Source organism: Pseudomonas sp. GW821-FHT02C04, assembly GCF_059421845.1.
In genome coordinates this window covers 159,510-178,610 of the sequence record NZ_JBWKVT010000009.1, presented here as the reverse complement: position 1 = coordinate 178,610, position 19,101 = coordinate 159,510, and the positions used below count along the sequence as shown (strand labels likewise).

Below are 19,101 nucleotides of genomic sequence, written 5' to 3'. Positions count from 1 at the left end.
GGCAGAGTGTTTGCTCTGTCCGCTACCGTGATTGCATAGCGAGAGTGGATGTGAGCAAACGAGCCTTTAACTTCTGCGCAGGTCCCGCTGCGCTGCCTGAAGCTGTCCTGTTGCGTGCCCAGTCCGAGCTGCTCGACTGGCATGGCAAGGGTCTGTCGGTCATGGAAATGAGCCATCGTAGTGATGACTACGTGGCCATCGCCGAGAAAGCCGAGCAGGACCTGCGCGACCTGCTGTCCATCCCCTCCAATTACAAAGTGCTGTTCCTGCAGGGCGGCGCGAGCCAGCAGTTCGCCGAGATTCCGCTGAACCTGCTGCCTGAGAACGGTACTGCCGACTATGTCGAAACCGGCATCTGGTCGAAAAAAGCCATCGAGGAAGCGCGTCGCTTCGGCAATATCAACGTTGCCGCCAGCGCCAAGCCTTATGACTATCTGGACATTCCTGGTCAGCACGAATGGAAGCTGACCCCAGGTGCGTCTTATCTGCACTATGCGTCCAACGAAACCATCGGCGGCCTGCAGTTCGACTGGGTGCCCGAGGCCGGTGATGTTCCGCTGGTGGTCGACATGTCCTCCGATATCCTCTCGCGCCCGATCGATGTGTCGCAGTACGGTCTGATCTATGCCGGCGCGCAGAAGAACATCGGCCCGAGCGGTCTGGTGGTGGTGATCGTCCGTGAAGACCTGCTGGGTCGTGCCCGCAGTTCGTGCCCGACCATGCTCGACTACAAGGTCTCGGCCGACAACGGTTCGATGTACAACACCCCGGCCACCTATTCCTGGTACCTCTCGGGCCTCGTTTTCGAGTGGTTGAAGGAGCAGGGCGGCGTCGCCGCGATGGAGCAGCGCAACAAGGCGAAGAAAGATCGCCTGTACGGCTTCATCGACAACAGCGATTTCTACACCAACCCGATCAGCATCAATGCCCGCTCCTGGATGAACGTGCCGTTCCGTCTGGCTGACGAGCGTCTGGACAAGGCGTTCCTGGCCGGCGCCGATGCTCGTGGCCTGCTCAACCTCAAGGGTCATCGTTCGGTCGGCGGCATGCGTGCCTCGATCTACAACGCCCTGGGTCTGGATGCGGTTGAAGCTCTGGTTGGTTACATGGCTGAATTCGAGAAGGAGCATTCCTGATGTCCGAGCAGGAGCTCAAGGCGCTGCGCGTTCGCATCGACAGCCTCGATGAGAAGATCCTCCAGCTGATCAGCGACCGCGCACGCTGCGCCGAAGAGGTTGCACGGGTCAAGATGGCCAGTCTGGCCGAAGGCGAGCAGCCGGTGTTCTATCGTCCCGAGCGTGAGGCGCAGGTCCTCAAGCGAGTGATGGAACGCAACAAGGGGCCGCTGGGCAACGAAGAGATGGCGCGCTTGTTCCGCGAAATCATGTCCTCGTGCCTCGCCCTTGAGAACCCGCTGAAAGTGGCTTATCTGGGGCCTGAGGGCACCTTCACCCAGGCTGCGGCCATGAAGCACTTCGGTCACGCGGTGATCAGCAAGCCGATGGCGGCGATCGACGAAGTGTTCCGCGAAGTGGCGGCCGGTGCGGTGAATTTTGGCGTGGTGCCGGTGGAGAACTCCACCGAAGGTGCGGTCAACCACACCCTCGACAGCTTCCTCGAGCACGACATGGTGATCTGTGGCGAAGTCGAGCTGCGGATTCACCACCATCTGCTGGTCGGTGAAAACACCAAGACCGACAGCATCAGCCGCATCTATTCCCATGCCCAGTCGCTGGCCCAGTGCCGCAAGTGGCTGGACGCCCATTACCCGAATGTCGAGCGCGTGGCGGTTTCCAGCAACGCCGAAGCGGCCAAGCGGGTCAAGGGTGAGTGGAATTCGGCAGCGATCGCCGGTGACATGGCGGCCGGGCTGTACGGCCTGACCCGTCTGGCCGAGAAGATCGAGGATCGTCCGGACAACTCCACGCGCTTCCTGATGATCGGTAATCAGGAAGTGCCGCCGACCGGGGACGACAAGACGTCGATCATCGTGTCCATGAGCAACAAGCCCGGCGCGCTCCATGAGCTGCTGGTGCCGTTCCATGACAACGGAATCGACCTGACCCGGATCGAAACCCGTCCGTCGCGCAGCGGCAAATGGACCTACGTGTTCTTCATCGACTTCGTCGGCCATCACCGTGATCCGCTGATCAAAGGTGTGCTGGAAAAGATCAGTCAGGAAGCAGTAGCACTCAAGGTGCTGGGTTCCTACCCGAAAGCAGTTCTCTAAGGGGCGGTAGCAAATGAGTGGCAACTTCCTCGCTCTGGCACAGCCGGGCGTGCAACAACTTTCGCCATACGTTCCGGGCAAGCCCGTGGACGAACTGGCTCGCGAACTGGATCTGGATCCGGCGAGCATCGTCAAACTGGCGAGCAACGAAAACCCGCTGGGCGCCAGCCCGAAAGCGCTGGCCGCGATTCGCGAAGCGCTGGACGAACTGACCCGCTATCCGGACGGTAACGGTTTCGCACTGAAATCCCTGCTGGCCGAGCAGTGCCGTGTCGAGCTGAACCAGGTCACCCTGGGCAACGGCTCCAATGACATTCTCGAGCTGGTGGCGCGAGCCTATCTGGCGCCGGGCCTGAATGCGGTGTTCAGCGAGCACGCGTTCGCGGTCTACCCGATCGCGACCCAGGCGGTCGGCGCTCAGGCCAAGGTCGTTCCAGCCAAGGATTGGGGGCATGATCTGCCGGCGATGCTGGCCGCCATCGATGCAAACACTCGCGTCGTATTCATCGCCAACCCGAACAACCCGACCGGAACCTGGTTCGGCGCCGAGGCGCTGGACGAGTTCCTGCAGGACGTGCCGGAGCACGTGCTGGTGGTGCTGGACGAGGCTTACATCGAATACGCCGAAGGCAGCGATCTGCCGGATGGTCTGGATTTCCTCGCGGCTTACCCGAACCTGCTGGTCTCGCGCACCTTCTCCAAGGCCTACGGTCTGGCGGCGCTGCGGGTTGGCTACGGTCTGTCCACGCCAGTGGTGGCGGATGTGCTGAATCGCGTACGTCAGCCGTTCAACGTCAACAGCCTGGCCTTGGCCGCGGCGTGTGCGGCGCTGAAGGACGAGGAATATCTGGCGCAGAGCCGTCAGCTCAACGAGTCCGGCATGCAACAGCTGGAAGCGGGTTTCCGCGAGTTGGGCCTGAGCTGGATTCCGTCCAAGGGCAACTTTATCTGCGTCGACCTCGGTCAGGTGGCGGCTCCGGTGTTCCAGAGTCTGCTGCGCGAAGGCGTGATCGTGCGTCCGGTGGCCAACTACGGCATGCCGAACCATCTGCGGGTGACCATCGGTCTGCCGGCGGAAAACAGCCGCTTCCTCGAAGCGCTGCGCAAGGTTCTGGCTCGTGGGTGATGTCACTGCGCTGCAATCTGCTGCACCTATGATCGGGCGCCTGGTGGTGGTCGGTCTGGGGTTGATCGGTGGTTCGTTTGCCAAAGGCTTGCGTGAGAGCGGTCTGTGCCGCGAAGTGGTCGGGGTCGATCTCGACCCGCAATCGCGCAAGCTGGCGGTCGAGTTGGGTGTGGTGGATCGCTGCGAAGAAGACCTGGTGGCTGCCTGCCAGGGTGCGGACGTGATCCAGTTGGCGGTGCCGATCCTGGCCATGGAAAAAGTGCTGGCCCGTCTGGCTGGCATGGATCTGGGGCAGGCGATCCTGACGGATGTCGGCAGCGCCAAGGGCAATGTGGTGCGCGCGGCGACCGAAGCGTTCGGCGGCATGCCGGCGCGTTTCGTGCCGGGTCATCCGATTGCCGGCTCCGAGCAGAGTGGGGTGGAAGCCTCCAACTCAGAGCTGTTTCGTCGTCATAAAGTGATTCTGACCCCGCTGGAGCAGACCGATCCGGCCGCGCTGGCAGTGGTCGATCGCTTGTGGTGCGAGCTCGGTGCCGACGTCGAGCACATGCAGGTCGAGCGTCACGATGAAGTGCTGGCGGCGACCAGTCATCTGCCGCACCTGCTGGCCTTCGGTCTGGTCGATTCGCTGGCCAAACGCAATGAAAACCTTGAGATCTTCCGTTACGCTGCGGGCGGTTTTCGCGATTTCACAAGAATCGCCGGAAGCGACCCGGTCATGTGGCATGACATCTTTCTCGCCAACCGCGAGGCTGTCCTGCGCACACTCGATACATTTCGCAGCGACCTCGACGCCTTGCGCGACGCGGTCGATGCAGGGGATGGGCACCAATTGTTGGGCGTCTTCACGCGCGCCCGGGTTGCCCGCGAGCATTTCAGTAAAATCCTGGCCCGCAGGGCCTATGTGGACGCTATGAATTCCAACGATCTGATTTTCCTGGCTCAACCTGGTGGCCGCCTGTCCGGTCGGATTCGCGTACCAGGTGACAAATCGATTTCCCACCGTTCGATCATGCTCGGTTCTCTGGCTGAAGGCGTCACCGAAGTCGAAGGCTTCCTCGAGGGCGAAGATGCCCTGGCGACCTTGCAGGCGTTCCGCGACATGGGCGTAGTCATCGAAGGCCCGCATCACGGCCGCGTGACCATTCACGGTGTCGGCCTGCACGGCCTGAAACCTGCACCAGGCCCGATCTATCTGGGCAACTCCGGCACTTCGATGCGCCTGCTGTCCGGCCTGCTGGCCGCGCAGGATTTCGACAGCACCCTGACCGGTGATGCGTCGTTGTCCAAGCGCCCGATGAATCGCGTGGCCAACCCGCTGCGGGAAATGGGCGCCGTGATCGAAACCGCTGCCGAAGGTCGTCCGCCGATGACCATTCGTGGCGGTCACAAACTCAAAGGCCTGACCTACACCATGCCGATGGCCAGTGCCCAGGTGAAATCCTGCCTGCTGCTGGCGGGTCTGTACGCCGAAGGCAAGACCACCGTGACGGAGCCGGCGCCGACTCGTGACCATACCGAGCGCATGCTGCGTGGTTTCGGCTATCCGGTGAGCGTCAACGGTGCCACGGCATCGGTTGAGTCCGGCGGCAAGCTGACCGCGACCCACATCGAAGTACCGGGCGACATCTCGTCGTCGGCGTTCTTCCTGGTGGCAGCGTCGATCGCCGAAGGTTCGGAGCTGGTGCTCGAGCATGTTGGCATCAACCCGACCCGTACCGGTGTGATCGACATCCTGCGCCTGATGGGCGCCGACATCACCCTGGAAAACCAGCGTGAAGTGGGTGGCGAGCCGGTTGCAGACCTGCGCGTGCGAGCAGCTAAACTCAAAGGTATCGAGATTCCGGAAGCGCTGGTTCCACTGGCCATCGACGAGTTCCCGGTACTGTTCGTGGCGGCAGCCTGTGCCGAAGGGCGCACCGTGCTGACCGGCGCCGAAGAGTTGCGGGTCAAGGAATCGGACCGTATCCAGGTCATGGCGGACGGTTTGCTGGCGCTGGGCGTCAAGTGCGAACCGACCCCGGACGGCATCATCATCGACGGCGGCCAGATTGGCGGCGGCGAAGTGCATGGTCATGGCGATCACCGTATCGCGATGGCTTTCAGCGTGGCCTCGCTGCGCGCCACTGCACCGATCCGCATCCATGATTGCGCCAACGTCGCGACATCGTTCCCGAACTTCCTGGCGCTGTGCGCGCAGGTTGGCATTCGTGTGGCGCAAGAGGCTCAGTCGTGAACAACATTGCTCCGGTCATCACCATCGATGGGCCAAGCGGCTCGGGCAAAGGCACTGTAGCCGGGATTCTGGCCAAACGTCTGGGCTGGAACCTGCTGGATTCCGGTGCGCTGTATCGCTTGCTGGCGTTTGCTGCGCACAACCATGGTGTCGACCTGACCAATGAAGAGCTGCTGAAGAAACTGGCCGCTCATCTGGATGTTCAGTTCATCGCGGCGACCGACGGTCAGTTGCAGCGCATCATTCTGGAAGGTGATGAAGTCAGCGATGTCATCCGCACCGAGAGCGTCGGTTCCGGCGCTTCCCAAGTGGCTGCATTGCCGGCCGTGCGCGAGGCGCTGCTGCAGCGCCAGCGTGCTTTCCAGGAAACGCCGGGCCTGGTGGCCGATGGCCGCGACATGGGAACGGTGGTATTTCCGAATGCGCCCTTGAAGATTTTCCTGACCGCCAGTGCCGAGGAGCGGGCGCGCCGTCGATATTTGCAGTTGAAGGGCAAAGTCGAGGGTGTTAGTCTGTCGAGTCTGCTAGATGAGATTCGTGCGCGCGATGAGCGTGATACCCAGCGAGCGGTGGCCCCGCTCAAGCCGGCGGCCGACGCGATACAGCTGGATTCCACGGAGTTGTCCATCGATCAGGTGCTTGAACGCATCATGAGCGAGATCGCCATTCGCGATATCGCCGGGTGACCAAGAAGGCCACAGGGGACCAGTCATAGTCCTGCGGTGCTTCTTTTTAATGAAACTAACCCACATCGTCTGGGATGTGGAGATGGGCGTACTTTTTCGCCCTTATCAACAGGAATTAAAATGAGCGAAAGCTTTGCGGAACTCTTTGAAGAAAGCCTAAAGACCCTGAACCTTCAGGCAGGCTCCATCATCACCGGTGTTATCGTTGATATCGATTACCAAGCTCGCTGGGTAACCGTTCACGCTGGCCTGAAGTCCGAAGCACTGATCCCTCTGGAGCAGTTCTACAACGACGCTGGCGAACTGAACATCAACGTCGGTGACGAAGTTCACGTTGCTCTGGACTCGGTTGAAGACGGTTTCGGTGAAACCAAGCTGTCCCGTGAAAAAGCCAAGCGCGCTGAATGCTGGATCGTTCTGGAAGCAGCCTTCGCAGCTGAGGAAGTGGTCAAGGGCGTTATCAACGGTAAGGTTAAAGGCGGCTTCACTGTCGACGTTAACGGCATCCGTGCGTTCCTGCCAGGTTCCCTGGTTGACGTCCGTCCAGTGCGCGACACCACGCACCTGGAAGGCAAAGAGCTGGAATTCAAGGTCATCAAGCTGGACCAGAAGCGCAACAACGTTGTCGTTTCCCGTCGCAGCGTCCTGGAAGCCGAGAACTCCGCCGAGCGTGAAGCTCTGCTGGAATCCCTGCAAGAAGGCCAGCAAGTCAAAGGTATCGTCAAAAACCTCACCGATTACGGCGCATTCGTCGATCTGGGTGGCGTGGACGGCCTGCTGCACATCACCGACATGGCGTGGAAGCGTATCAAGCACCCTTCCGAAATCGTCAATGTTGGCGACGAGATCGACGTCAAGGTTCTGAAGTACGATCGCGAGCGCAATCGTGTTTCCCTGGGCCTGAAGCAACTGGGCGAAGATCCATGGGTTGCTATCAAAGCCCGTTACCCAGAAAGCACTCGCGTTACCGCTCGTGTAACCAACCTGACCGACTACGGCTGCTTCGCTGAGCTGGAAGAAGGCGTTGAAGGTCTGGTACACGTTTCGGAAATGGACTGGACCAACAAGAACATCCACCCTTCGAAAGTCGTACAAGTCGGCGACGAAGTGGAAGTTATGGTTCTGGACATCGACGAAGAGCGTCGTCGTATCTCCCTGGGCATCAAGCAGTGCAAGTCGAACCCATGGGAAGACTTCTCTGGCCAGTTCAACAAGGGCGATAAAATCTCCGGCACCATCAAGTCGATCACCGATTTCGGTATCTTCATTGGTCTGGACGGCGGCATCGACGGTCTGGTTCACCTGTCCGACATCTCCTGGAACGAAGTGGGCGAAGAAGCCGTACGTCGTTTCAAGAAGGGCGACGAGCTGGACACCGTTATCCTGTCGGTTGACCCAGAGCGCGAGCGTATCTCCCTGGGTATCAAGCAACTGGAAAGCGATCCGTTCTCCGAGTACGTCTCGGTTAACGACAAAGGCGCAATCGTTACTGGCACCGTGAAAGAAGTTGACGCCAAAGGCGCCATCATCGTTCTGGCCGACGATATCGAAGCGACTCTGAAAGCCTCCGAAATCAGCCGTGACCGCGTTGAAGACGCGCGCAACGTTCTGAAAGAAGGCCAGCAAGTAGAAGCCAAGATCATCAGCGTTGATCGTAAGAGCCGCGTAATTCAGCTGTCGATCAAGTCGAAAGACGATGCTGAAGAGAAAGAAGCCATCCAGAGCCTGAAAGCAGCTCCGGAAGGCGAAGCAGCTGACACCACTATGGCGGCACTGCTGCGTCAAGCAATGGCCAAACAGAACTGAGTTCTGTCTGATCATTAAAAAGGGCGACTTCGGTCGCCCTTTTTTGTGCCTGCGATTTGGTGTGCTGGATTCCCTGTTGCTCCTTGTGTGTGAAACCAAACTGTTCGCTTGGTGGTCTGTTTCTTTAATCGGATCAATCGCCTATTCGCGACTAAGCTTGGTCTTGGGTGTGCAGTAGTCGGGCTGTTGCCTGGCATAAGGAAGTGGATGAACAAGTTTATTCTCCTCATGGCTGTGCTGGTTTTGGCGGGTTGCACCACAAGTGCCAAAACCCACGCGGTGCGTGGTGTCAGCGGTATAGAGATCGACTGTTCCGGGTTGGGGTCAGGCTGGGAAAAATGCCAAAAGCGTGCAGCGAAGGAGTGCAAGGGGGCGGGTTATAAGGTGCTCACCCGATCTGATGAGGCAAAAGATGAAGATGAATTCCCTTTTGGCTTCAATCCCGCGGGCTACGTGACTCGGACCATGCTGGTGATGTGTCGCTGAGTGCCTGTTGGCGTGGATGTATGGTTTTTCGCCCTGAAAACGGGCGTTTTGACGCTGAAGAAGATATGTCAATCCCTGGGCTGTTCAAAATCTTCCGGGCATGCTAAAACCTTTCAAGCGCTGATCTAGCTGCTTGAAAAAGAAGGGAAAAATATGACGAAGTCGGAGTTGATCGAACGAATTGTCACCCATCAAGGGCTGCTCTCATCCAAAGATGTGGAGCTGGCCATCAAGACCATGCTTGAGCAAATGTCCCAGTGTCTGGCTACGGGGGATCGCATCGAGATCCGTGGTTTTGGCAGCTTTTCCTTGCACTATCGTGCGCCGCGGGTCGGCCGCAATCCGAAGACTGGTCAGTCTGTCAGCCTTGATGGCAAGTTTGTGCCGCATTTCAAGCCGGGCAAGGAGTTGCGTGATCGCGTGAACGAAGAAGAGGAGGAGGGGGTTTGACAGCCACGACCTTTCAGGAGGGTGCTCATGCGTAATCTCAAACGCATGCTTCTTGGCGTTTTCATTCTTTTACTGATGCTGGTGATCCTGGCGTTTGTGCTGGAGAATCAGCAGTCCATTTCGCTGATGTTCCTTGGCTGGGTGGGGCCGCAACTACCAGTATCTCTGGTGATGGTTCTTGCGCTGCTTCTTGGGATGCTCGTCGGTCCTGTTCTGGGCTGGTTTCTGGGACGCTCGTCCCGCGCTGCGCGCAAGCGCCTTGTCTGAAAACGACAGGCGCGGGACATCCATCGAATTTGCGGCGCTGCCTGTCTATATCCATTAGTAAAACGTTAATTAAGCTGTAAAATGCAGCCCTTGTTCGATAGTGGCATCGTTACCACATAGATTCAGACTGACTCTGACGGAGGCCTGGGTTATGACGGCTTTCGCATTCATGGATTAGGCTGCGCTCGTTATGGGCGCGGTCCGCAGCTCAAGGGTATGGTTTCGCGTGAAAATTCTAGTAACCGGCGGCGCCGGGTTTATCGGCTCGGCAGTCATCCGTCATATCATTTCCAACACTAACGACGCCGTCGTGAACGTTGACAAGCTGACTTACGCTGGCAACCTTGAGTCGTTGGTCGAAGTTAGTCAAAACTCACGTTATGCCTTTGAGCGTGTCGATATCTGCGATCGTGATCAAATTGATCGTGTCCTGCGGGAACACCAACCGGATGCAATCATGCATTTGGCTGCTGAATCCCATGTTGACCGTTCGATTTCCGGTCCGTCCGAATTCATCCAGACCAATATCATTGGCACCTACACGTTGCTGGAAGCTGCACGCCAATATTGGTCCGCACTGGACGATACCCGCAAAGCCGCTTTCCGCTTTCATCACATTTCCACTGATGAAGTGTACGGCGACCTCGAAGGCCCTGAAGATCTCTTCACCGAGACCACGCCTTATCAGCCAAGCTCGCCATACTCTGCCACCAAGGCCAGCTCCGATCACCTGGTTCGTGCCTGGGCCCGTACCTACGGTCTGCCGACACTGGTCACCAACTGCTCGAACAACTATGGTCCATGCCACTTCCCTGAGAAGTTGATCCCGCTGATCATTCTCAATGCACTGGAAGGCAAGCCGCTGCCGGTTTACGGCAAGGGCAATCAAGTGCGTGACTGGTTGTACGTAGAAGATCATGCGCGTGCGCTGTACAAAGTCGTCACCGAGGGTGTCATCGGCGAGACGTACAACATTGGTGGTCACAACGAAAAGCAGAACATCGAAGTGGTTCAAACCCTTTGCGCGCTGCTGGATGAACTCCGGCCGGATTCAGCTCATCGTCCACACGCAAGCTTGATTACTTATGTTCAGGATCGTCCGGGACATGATCAGCGTTATGCGATCGATGCGAGCAAGATTCAGCGTGAACTCGGCTGGGCGCCAGAGGAAACCTTCGAAACCGGTATTCGCAAGACGGTGGAATGGTATTTGAACAACGCGCAGTGGGTTGAACATGTGAAAAGCGGCAGTTATCAACAATGGATTGATCAGAACTACAGCGATCGCTCCCAAAAAGCATGAGAATCCTTCTTTTTGGAAAAAATGGTCAGGTGGGTTGGGAGCTGCAGCGCTCCCTGGCTCCGCTGGGTGAGCTCACCTCGATGGATCGCCACCTGCTCAATGGCCTGCAAGGCGACTTGTCGGATCCGGAAGCGCTGCGCGCAACGATCCGTCATCTGAAGCCGGATGTGATAGTCAACGCTGCCGCCTACAATGCCGTCGATAAAGCAGAGTCCGAAAAGGAACTCGCTACCCTGATCAATACCCAGGCCGTCGCCGTCATGGCGGATGAAGCATTGGCTCTGAATGCCTTGCTGGTTCACTACTCTACTGATTATGTGTTCAGTGGTGAGGGTGACTCGCCCTGGAAGGAAGACGACGCTGTTGCGCCCCTGAATCAATACGGAATCAGCAAGCGCGCCGGCGAAGAGGCAATTATTGCTTCCGGCTGTTCGCACTTGATCTTTCGTACGAGCTGGGTCTATTCCACCAGGGGCAACAACTTCGCGAAAACCATGTTACGTCTGGCCAAAGAACGTGAGGCGTTAAATGTGATTTTCGATCAGGTGGGTGCGCCGACCGGTGCTGACCTGATTGCCGATGTAACGGCCCATGCCATTTTGAAAGTGAAGCAAAGTGCCAATTTGGCGGGTATCTACCATCTGGTTGCCGGTGGTGAAGTTTCCTGGCACGGCTATGCTTCCCATGTCATAGAGTTTGCGCGAAAGATTGGCGAGCAACTGAAGGTGACTGAAGTAAACCCGATCGAGTCGGCAGCCTATCCGACTCCCGCCCGTCGTCCCTTGAATTCACGCCTGAACACCCAGAAACTGCGAAATAATTTTGCCCTTCGCCTGCCGGAATGGCAAAGCGGCGTAAACAGAATGCTGATGGAAGTTTTTAATAAATGATCAAGACAAATCGAAAGGGAATTATTCTGGCCGGTGGTTCGGGAACTCGCTTGCACCCGCTGACTCTGGGTGTATCCAAGCAAATGTTGCCGATCTATGACAAACCGATGATTTTTTATCCGTTGTCCGTGCTCATGCTCGCAGGTATGCGAGAAATCCTGATCATTTCCACCCCTGAAGATCTGCCAAACTTTCGCAAATTGCTCGGTGACGGTAGCCGCTACGGTATTCAACTGACCTATGCCGAACAGCCGAGTCCTGATGGTTTGGCTCAGGCCTTTATTATCGGTGAGGAGTTCATCGGTAAGGATCCGTGCTGTTTGATCCTCGGTGACAACATATTTTACGGTCAGCACTTCTCCGATAACTTGCGTTCCGCCAGCACTCAGGAACGAGGCGCGACTGTGTTCGGTTATCACGTTTCTGATCCGGAGCGTTTCGGTGTCGTTGAGTTCGATGCGTCTGGTCGGGCATTGAGCATCGAAGAAAAGCCGCTCAAGCCAAAATCCAGTTACGCCGTCACCGGTCTTTATTTCTACGATAACCAGGTTGTCGATATTGCCAAGGGCATCAAACCCTCCGAGCGAGGCGAGCTGGAAATTACAGACGTTAACCGTGCCTATCTTGAGCAACAAACCCTCAATGTCGAAATGCTCGGTCGAGGCTTTGCGTGGCTGGATACCGGTACTCACGACTCGCTGCTTGAGGCGAGCCATTTCGTGCATACCATCGAACACCGCCAGGGTTTGAAGGTGGCATGCCTTGAAGAAATCGCGTACAGCAATGGCTGGATTACGTCGGATCAGTTGAGCGAGCAGGCAGAGGCCCTCAAGAAAACAGGCTACGGGCAATACCTGAAAAAATTGTTGGATTCGACTTCTTTCTGAGTCTGGAAAGTTCGGCATTCAAACAAAGCGTTCAATCCGTGCAAGCAGGAACGGCATGCCAGTAGAACATCCGAAGGTTGCAGTTTTACTGGCTGCCTACAATGGAACACCGTGGATTGAGGAACAACTTTCCTCAATCCTCAATCAATCAGCAGTCGATGTAACTGTTTACATCAGTATTGATCCCTCATCAGACGGTACGGAAGCGCTGTGCCGAGCGTACGCCACTGAGCATCCCGGTGTGGTGATCCTCCCGGATTCCGGGCGATTTGGCGGTGCGTCGCGCAACTTCTTCCGGCTTATCCGCGATGTCGACTTCGCTAAGTTCGACTTCATTGCCTTTTCAGATCAAGATGACATCTGGCATTCGAACAAGCTGCTTCGTGCAACTCAAAGCATTGCAGAGCAAAGCGTTGATGCGTACTCCAGTAACGTCACTGCATTCTGGCCTGATGGCAAGACTGTCCTTCTGGACAAAGCGCAGCCACAGGTCGATCTGGACTATTTGTTCGAGGCTGCCGGGCCGGGTTGTACTTACGTAATGAGTAACGCTCTGGCGGGCTCTTTAAAGACTTCAATGCTTGCGAACTGGCAGCAACTGCAAGGCGTCAGCCTGCATGACTGGTATTGCTATGCCTATGCGCGAAGCAACGGCTATCGCTGGTATATCGATCCAGGGGCATCTATGGATTATCGCCAGCACGAGCGTAATCAAATCGGTGCCAATACCGGTCTACGGCCATTGATTACTCGCTATAAAACCATCCATGACGGCTGGTGGTTCAGTCAGGTTGAACTCATCGCAACGTTGGTGACGCCTGAACAGGCGCCATCGGTAGTCAATACTCGGCAGTTGCGTGGGATGAAACTGGTCAAGCTTTCCTTCAGGGCTTGGCAATGCAGGCGTCGGGTAAGGGATAAGGTCTTCTTCTTCTTTATCTGTTGGGCTAGTGCATTGTTGGGGAGCAAGTCTTGAGCATCGTGCCAAAGCCGAACATTTTTGTGTCCGGTGCCAGCGGGTTTGTCGGGCAGCGGCTGGTCATGCGCCTGTTGCTCGATAAAAAATACACGCCTATCGCTGCCGCGCGTCGTGCTACGCAATTGCAGGGATTATGCCCCACTGTGTCTTTTGACATGGATAACCCGAGTCACCGGCCTGATTTGAATGGCGTGGATGTTGTTGTTCATACGGCCGCGCGAGTGCATGTGATGAATGAACTTGCCGGGGATGCCCTCGCTGAGTTTCGCAAGGTCAATGTTGAAGGAACCTTGCGACTGGCGAAGCAGGCAGCGGAAGCAGGAGTGCGGCGCTTCATTTTCATCAGTTCGATCAAGGTCAATGGGGAAAGCACTCTTCCGGGGAAACCGTTCAGCGCGGATGATGTGCCTGCTCCCCAAGACCCCTATGGAGTCTCCAAATACGAGGCCGAGCAAGCACTGAAACAACTGGCACTGGAGACTTCAATGGAGCTTGTGATCATTCGTCCTCCACTGGTCTATGGGCCTGGTGTCAAAGCCAATTTTCTGAATATGTTGCGCTGGCTCGACAGAGGTGTCCCACTGCCTTTAGGTGGCATACGCAACCAGCGAAGTCTGGTTGCGCTGGGCAATCTGGTGGATTTTATCGTCACGTGTATCAATCATCCTGCAGCGGCTAATCAGACATTTCTGGTTAGCGATGGTCAGGATCTCTCCACTCCTCAGTTATTGAACAGCCTTGCGAACGCTCTGGATAAGCGATCCCGGCTGATTGCCTTGCCAGAGTGGCTGATACTGTCTGTGGCGGCGCTGCTGGGCAAGCAAGCGGTTGCAAGTCGGGTCTGCGGTTCACTGCAGGTTGACATCTCCAAGAACTATGAGTTACTGGGGTGGGCTCCACCGATACATTCAGATCGAGCCATGCGTCAGACGGCCATTCACTATCAGGAAGCATTGGTAAAGCACCGTGCCTGAAACCATGAAGAATCTGGATTCTCATTCTTCGGTGCCGCTGGTCGAATGGCGCTCTGTAGATGTAACGCTGCTTGCTGACGGGAATGTTTTAAATGTGAAGCTTTGATTGAGTCTTGCTGTACGCGGCGAGATACTTCGGATTAACGGGTTAGACTATTTTTACTTTTATAGGTTATGTATGTCATTCAGCAAAATAAATTTCTGGATTGAAGGTGATATTTCGACGACAAGAATTGTTTCGCGTCTGCTGAATGATGTGAGCGGTGAAGATAACTGCGATACCCGACTGCTAAGCACTGTCGGCTGGTCGTCCCTCGTCAGCGGTGTCAACATATTTTGTCGGATTTGTGATCCAAGATACGACTGGTTGCCGGTGTACTTGCGCGAGCATGGTATTCCCTATGCATATTACATTGATGACAATTTCTGGAAGATCACCGGCTCGGGAGCGTTGGCGCGTTATTATCAATCGGCAGAAGTCGTCATGTCGCTCGACGCTTTTGTTGAGAATGCCAGTTTCGTAATTACGCACAACAAAACATTTGCCGAGTTTATCAATCGAAGATTTCCTGATGTGAAATGTGAGTTGTTGCCAGTCCCTTTTGACACTTCACTGATTCGTAAGATTGCAAAAAAACTTACAGTAAAACCTGCAAGAGACGCGGTGGTCGGGTACGCCGGTGGCTATAAGGAAGAAGAGTTTGCGCTGCTTCAGGAAGTGGTTGAGAAATTAGGAAAGGAGCGGCCTGAAATTCGCTTTGAGTTCATTGGTGGTGTTTCCGATGAATTGCGCAACTTGAATAATGTGCAGTGGTTTCCGGGTTTTTCGGACTATTCCAAATTTCTTGAATTCAAAATGGGGCGAAACTGGACTGTCGGATTGGCGCCGTTGATGGAAAGTCAGTTCAACTCTTCCAAAACGAACAATAAGTTCAGAGAGTACGGTGGGTGCGGAATATCCGCTATCTATAGCAATACGACTCCCTATGTCGAGTGTGTAGTGTCGGAGCGCTCTGGCCTGTTGGTTGATAACAACGTCGACGATTGGGTGGAAGCTATCAAGCGCCTCGTTGATAGTTCTCAATTGCGCGATACGATAAAGGAAGAGTCCTTCAAGTATGTCGAATTGAACCATTCGCATGAATCGATTATTCCAGCCTGGCGCGAGGCGCTCGATAGCGTTTCTCATGATTCTGAATGCTTGATGTCCTCCAGGATTCGGTTCAACTATGTAAAACATTTCCATCTGAGTGGCATGTCACGCGTTGCCAAGCGAATGGAGGCCGCTACAGCGACTTCTATATATGGATTTGTCTTGAAAGGAAAGCTGAAGTCGCTTTTGAGCAGGGCGCCTGTTAGAAAAGTGGTAAGAACCTTTGCTTTTTTTGCATTGATTGCTACCGGCTTGTATATCTTGAAGTCGAGTATAATGTGAGGAAAAAAACTGTTTTGATCGTCTGTAATGATGTCGTCGGGCTCAAAATGGCCGGGCCGGCAATCAGATGTGTGGAAATAGCAAAAGTTCTTTCACAAAGCTTCGATGTCAAAGTGTATGCGCCAAAGGCTCAGCCGTTGGTTGACGTGTTGTTCGAAACAAAAAAGTTCTCGGATGCGGATTTCAAGTCGACAGCAGAAAGTGCGGACTTTCTGATAGTTCAAGGTGACGCTTTAAGATCTCATCCTTTTTTAAAGGATTTAAAAGGTTGCCTTGTGGTAGACCTTTATTGCCCGGTTCCACTTGAATATCATCAGGCATCGGAAGGTGTAAGCCTTAATGTAAGAGGAATGACCAGCAATTTTTTATGCGATGTGCTGCTTGAGCAACTCGTGTACGGAGATCATTTCCTTTGTGCAAGTGAAAAACAGAGGGAATTCTGGCTGGGTGCACTGACGTTGGCCGGACGAGTCAACGCAGACCGTTGGCCGCAAGCGAGTCACGCCGATGTTTCCGACCTGATATCGCTGCTGCCATTTGGATTGTCGTCCCAGCGGCCTGAACCGACCAGGCGAGCGATACGCTCAACCTTTAATATCCCCGCAGATGATTTTGTTCTTGTATGGGGAGGAGGGTTGTATCAATGGTTTGATCCATTGACGCCTATCAAGGCTGTCCATCGCTTGATTTCGGAAGGTGCACGAGTGCATCTCGTGTTCATTGGGGTCAAGCATCCAAATGCCAGTATTGCTCAGCATGATATGTGTGCTCGCGCAGTCGAACTGGCCACCGAGCTCGGGTTGATCGATAAATTTGTTCACTTTAATTTTGGCTGGGTGGACTATGACGATCGCCATAATTTTCTGCTTGATGCAGATGTCGGTATAAGTTCTCACTTTGACAATCCCGAGACGCGCTTCTCGTTTCGAACTCGCATGCTGGATTATCTCTGGTGTGACTTGCCGATCATCGCAACACAAGGCGATGTGTTTGGTGATTCTCTGATTCCTGAGGGGACGGGCATATCCGTCGGTTTTGAAGACCTTGAGGGCTGGGTTCAAGCTATAACGGTCTTGATGACTGATAAAAACGAGCATAAAAGATACCAGGAAAACGTTCGCAACTATTCAGAAAGGTTTCGCTGGGACTCTGTAGTACACCCTTTGCTTGAAAGGCTCGGGACAATGACTGTTGCACCTGACCGATCGCTGGTCCGGTCGCACTACGTGAGCGCCAATCAATCAACAGGTTTTTTCTTTCGTTTGCGACGTCGTTATGCTTCCGGCGGAGTTCTATCGATTTTCGCTGCTGTGTGGAGACGTTTGCGTTAAATGAGGAGTTCCAGGTTTGAGGTCGTGTAGTTTGACGTTCCGTAACTATATAAATGGGCATGAGCAGTCGAGTTTTATATGAAAAAACAAGTCCCATCTGTATGCGCAGTGATCATTACCTTCTTTCCAGATCTGGGCAACTTGAGGAATTTGGTCGAGTCTTTAAACGAGCAGGTCGATAGCATTGTCATTGTGGACAATGGGTCGTCGGATTCGATGGAGCTTTTTGTCAGCAATCTAGACATTGAAAGCAAACCTGCTGTTCTCAGTCTTGGTGAAAACCTGGGTATCGGTCATGCGCAGAACGTTGGTATTGAATATGCCAAGGCTTCCGACGCCACCTACGTCGTACTGTTTGATCAGGATAGCTGCCCTGAGAAGAATATGGTTGTGAAGCTGCTTTCAGCAGCGAGGGAACTGGAGTCATCCGGTGTTCCTTTGGCAGCGGTTGCGCCAGGTTACAAAGACTTCGACGGCGGCAGGTTGTCCAGTTTTGTACGGATCGGGTATTTCGGTTTTTCTCGAATAGACTGTGCTCCTGACAGCGGAGTCGTCGAGGCAGACTTTCTAATTTCCTCTGGATCGCTGATTCCCCTTTCGGCTATCGCCAAGGTCGGGGGCGTGGATGCAAGCCTGTTTATCGATCACGTCGACACTGAATGGTGCTTGCGCGCGAAGTCTATGGGGCTCAAGCTGTTTGGCGTAAACGACGCGATCATGTTGCATTCGTTGGGTGATCGTAGAGCCAGATTCTGGTTTCTTCGTTGGCGAACCGTTCCGTACCATTCACCTTTTCGTTATTACTATATGTTCCGCAATAGCATTCTGCTTCAGCAAAGATCCTACATGCCGCTACGTTGGAAAATAGCCGACCTTGCACGATGCCTGAGAGCACTTGTTTTTTTTGGTATTTTTTCTTCGGATCGAATGGCGTGCGTTAAGATGATGCTTCGTGGTGCGCGGGACGGTATAGCTGGTGTCACTGGCAAGATGAAATAAGCGTTGTCGGGGGCGTCCGGTCATTCGGGTGTGTAAGGTAAGTGGCTTGCATCGTGATCTACGTGTATAGCGCTTAGAGTCATATCAAATATGAGTAGGTTTTATTTATGGTAGTTCTTGATATTGGCTGTGGAAGGAAGAAAATCACCGGGGCAATCGGCATTGACTTTTCTGCGATGAGCGATGCCGATATTACGCTCGATCTCAATAAGGAACGTCTCCCTTTTGAGGACAGCAGTGTCGATTTCATTTTTTCATCTCATACTCTAGAACATTTGACGATCGAAGGCTTTCTCCATGTTATGGATGAGTGCTATCGGGTATTGAAGCCGGCTGGTCAACTCAAGATCGTTGTTCCTTATTTTACAACCACCGCTAACTTGGCCAATCCATTTCACAACAACAACATCTGTTTCAACGAACATACGTTTCGGTTCTTTTCCTCCGATTCGGAAACGGATGCAATGGCGAAGCACGAGTATGCTTCACCCAGTTGCCCGCATTGGGGGCTGAGATATTCTGCGAACAGTGAAATTGGTATTGAGTTCAAGACCTTGTCAGTATCCTATTTCTACTTTCCAGAATATGTGGACTCTTCCGACGAAGAGAAGTTTTTGGCGCGTTCCTCGAAAATGAACGTGGTGGATCAGATCGCCTATTCCCTGGAAGCAGTCAAACCTTGTCCTGTACGTCCTGAAACAGGTCCTGTCGGGACCAAGGATGATCCGTTTGCGTTTGTTGAGCAGCAGCTCCAGCACATAAACAATCAAATCGCCTATCTTGAAGCAAGAGAAGTGGGTGATTCAGAGCTCCGTACTGCGAAAAGTGTAGTGACCACTACGAGAAAAGACGGAAGTATTTTCAGTGTTGACGGGGTTCTGACTCCAGTCAACTTCCTGGTTTATGAGCTAGATGCCGTTATTCAGGATCTTCGTCGCAAGATTGATGCCCTGGGGTAGTCGAACAAAGACGCTACGACCAGCTGTCTTGCACCTTTAAGTCCCGGCAGAATGGTT

Annotated in this window: 18 protein-coding genes; all 18 read left to right on the top strand. The window is 54.5% G+C overall.

What is annotated here, in order from left to right:
- Positions 1-50: 50 nt before the first annotated feature.
- The 18 genes from serC to AC07VV_RS26535 all read left to right on the top strand — a co-directional run bounded on the left by serC (position 51) and on the right by AC07VV_RS26535 (position 19,044).
- Complete coding sequence (gene serC / locus AC07VV_RS26620) at positions 51-1,136, top strand: 3-phosphoserine/phosphohydroxythreonine transaminase (protein ID WP_495037947.1); 1,086 nt, start codon at positions 51-53, stop codon at positions 1,134-1,136.
- The gene (gene pheA, locus AC07VV_RS26615) at positions 1,136-2,230 is read left to right on the top strand and encodes a prephenate dehydratase (RefSeq protein WP_085730518.1); all 1,095 of its coding nucleotides are present in this window, start codon (positions 1,136-1,138) and stop codon (positions 2,228-2,230) included. Before serC ends, pheA begins: the two co-directional genes overlap by 1 nt.
- A 13-nt stretch (positions 2,231-2,243) precedes the next feature.
- Entirely contained in the window at positions 2,244-3,356 is a 1,113-nt protein-coding gene (hisC, locus tag AC07VV_RS26610; protein ID WP_102620485.1) for a histidinol-phosphate transaminase, read from the top strand.
- 28 nt (positions 3,357-3,384) lie between these two features.
- Positions 3,385-5,592, top strand: a complete 2,208-nt coding sequence (locus AC07VV_RS26605) for a bifunctional prephenate dehydrogenase/3-phosphoshikimate 1-carboxyvinyltransferase (protein ID WP_495038011.1) — start codon at positions 3,385-3,387, stop codon at positions 5,590-5,592.
- The gene (gene cmk, locus AC07VV_RS26600; protein ID WP_007950916.1) at positions 5,589-6,278 is read left to right on the top strand and encodes a (d)CMP kinase; all 690 of its coding nucleotides are present in this window, start codon (positions 5,589-5,591) and stop codon (positions 6,276-6,278) included. The genes AC07VV_RS26605 and cmk overlap by 4 nt, the downstream gene beginning before the upstream one ends.
- A gap of 120 nt (positions 6,279-6,398) precedes the next feature.
- Positions 6,399-8,084: a 30S ribosomal protein S1 gene (gene rpsA / locus AC07VV_RS26595; protein WP_007950918.1), complete on the top strand. Its 1,686-nt coding sequence runs from the start codon at positions 6,399-6,401 to the stop codon at positions 8,082-8,084.
- Between the two features lie 207 nt (positions 8,085-8,291).
- Entirely contained in the window at positions 8,292-8,570 is a 279-nt protein-coding gene (locus tag AC07VV_RS26590; protein ID WP_096821021.1) for a hypothetical protein, read from the top strand.
- 153 nt (positions 8,571-8,723) lie between these two features.
- Entirely contained in the window at positions 8,724-9,020 is a 297-nt protein-coding gene (gene ihfB / locus AC07VV_RS26585) for an integration host factor subunit beta (protein ID WP_003189779.1), read from the top strand.
- A gap of 27 nt (positions 9,021-9,047) precedes the next feature.
- Positions 9,048-9,287: a lipopolysaccharide assembly protein LapA domain-containing protein gene (locus AC07VV_RS26580; protein WP_495037946.1), complete on the top strand. Its 240-nt coding sequence runs from the start codon at positions 9,048-9,050 to the stop codon at positions 9,285-9,287.
- 226 nt (positions 9,288-9,513) lie between these two features.
- Positions 9,514-10,590: a dTDP-glucose 4,6-dehydratase gene (gene rfbB / locus AC07VV_RS26575; RefSeq protein ID WP_495037945.1), complete on the top strand. Its 1,077-nt coding sequence runs from the start codon at positions 9,514-9,516 to the stop codon at positions 10,588-10,590.
- Positions 10,587-11,480 (top strand): dTDP-4-dehydrorhamnose reductase, encoded by an 894-nt coding sequence (gene rfbD / locus AC07VV_RS26570; RefSeq protein WP_495037944.1) that lies wholly within the window; start codon positions 10,587-10,589, stop codon positions 11,478-11,480. Before rfbB ends, rfbD begins: the two co-directional genes overlap by 4 nt.
- Entirely contained in the window at positions 11,477-12,367 is an 891-nt protein-coding gene (rfbA, locus tag AC07VV_RS26565) for a glucose-1-phosphate thymidylyltransferase RfbA (protein WP_495037943.1), read from the top strand. Before rfbD ends, rfbA begins: the two co-directional genes overlap by 4 nt.
- Positions 12,368-12,422: 55 nt before the next feature.
- Positions 12,423-13,343 carry a glycosyltransferase gene (locus AC07VV_RS26560; protein ID WP_495037942.1) on the top strand — a complete coding sequence of 307 codons (921 nt, stop codon included), beginning with the start codon at positions 12,423-12,425 and terminating at the stop codon, positions 13,341-13,343.
- A 5-nt stretch (positions 13,344-13,348) separates the two neighbouring features.
- Complete coding sequence (locus AC07VV_RS26555) at positions 13,349-14,320, top strand: UDP-glucose 4-epimerase family protein (RefSeq protein ID WP_495038010.1); 972 nt, start codon at positions 13,349-13,351, stop codon at positions 14,318-14,320.
- 178 nt (positions 14,321-14,498) lie between these two features.
- Positions 14,499-15,755 (top strand): glycosyltransferase family protein, encoded by a 1,257-nt coding sequence (locus tag AC07VV_RS26550; protein ID WP_495037941.1) that lies wholly within the window; start codon positions 14,499-14,501, stop codon positions 15,753-15,755.
- Positions 15,752-17,086, top strand: a complete 1,335-nt coding sequence (locus AC07VV_RS26545) for a glycosyltransferase (RefSeq protein WP_495037940.1) — start codon at positions 15,752-15,754, stop codon at positions 17,084-17,086. The genes AC07VV_RS26550 and AC07VV_RS26545 overlap by 4 nt, the downstream gene beginning before the upstream one ends.
- Before the next feature lie 78 nt (positions 17,087-17,164).
- Positions 17,165-18,085, top strand: a complete 921-nt coding sequence (locus tag AC07VV_RS26540) for a glycosyltransferase family 2 protein (RefSeq protein WP_495037939.1) — start codon at positions 17,165-17,167, stop codon at positions 18,083-18,085.
- Positions 18,086-18,192: 107 nt separating this feature from the next.
- The gene (locus AC07VV_RS26535; protein ID WP_495037938.1) at positions 18,193-19,044 is read left to right on the top strand and encodes a class I SAM-dependent methyltransferase; all 852 of its coding nucleotides are present in this window, start codon (positions 18,193-18,195) and stop codon (positions 19,042-19,044) included.
- The last annotated feature ends 57 nt before the right edge of the window (positions 19,045-19,101 follow it).